1 protein-coding gene is annotated in these 619 nt (G+C 45.4%); it reads right to left on the bottom strand.

Annotation, left to right across the window (positions count from 1 at the left end):
- The coding region (locus tag DVK07_RS22990) for a hypothetical protein (protein WP_158603211.1) at positions 1-619 on the bottom strand (619 nt) is incomplete at both ends.

The following is a 619-nucleotide window of genomic DNA, read 5'->3' as shown; positions in this document are numbered from 1 at the left end:
GAGGGTCGATCTCTCCACTCTGAGGCGAACCGTTTCGAGAGATGCTTGTCACAGTTCTCCTCATAGGACTTGATAAGCTCCTTTTTGTGGAGTTTCTCCAACAACCCCAACCCCTTCACACACGTTTCCCTCAATTCTTCACGTTCCTGTCCCCCATTGATGTACACCCGCCAGTCATGAGCATAGTCATCTCGAACATCTCGCAGATCATCCAGCAATTTCCTATCCTCTTTTTCAAGGATGCCAATAGATTTGACATCAAGGTGCTTCCATTGTGTCTTTCGTGACCTACCAAGCTTTATCCGAAAATAAGTCTCGAAGCAAGCGGATTGGCGCATTAAAGTCGACTCCAAATCCCCCGTCTCAAAATCCTCTAACTGGTGGTGGAGTTCTGCGCGTAACATCGGAATATAAGGACCATCTACGAGTTCAGTTTCCTTTGCGAGCTTTTTGAACACAGTATATTCTATAATAGAGTAGATTTCATATCGGTGCTTCTCAGAGAAATCAAGCGGGTATTTTGCAACTCGGATTCTATCAAGATCGTTGATCTCGTCACCACCAGGAATTATAGACTGCATCAATATCCTGCCGGACTCATTTTTCTCCTCTTCGGTGG

Origin of the sequence: Halorubrum sp. Atlit-26R, from assembly GCF_003666015.1 — an archaeon.
Lineage (GTDB): Archaea > Halobacteriota > Halobacteria > Halobacteriales > Haloferacaceae > Halorubrum.
This window is presented reverse-complemented; position numbering and strand designations above follow the sequence as displayed.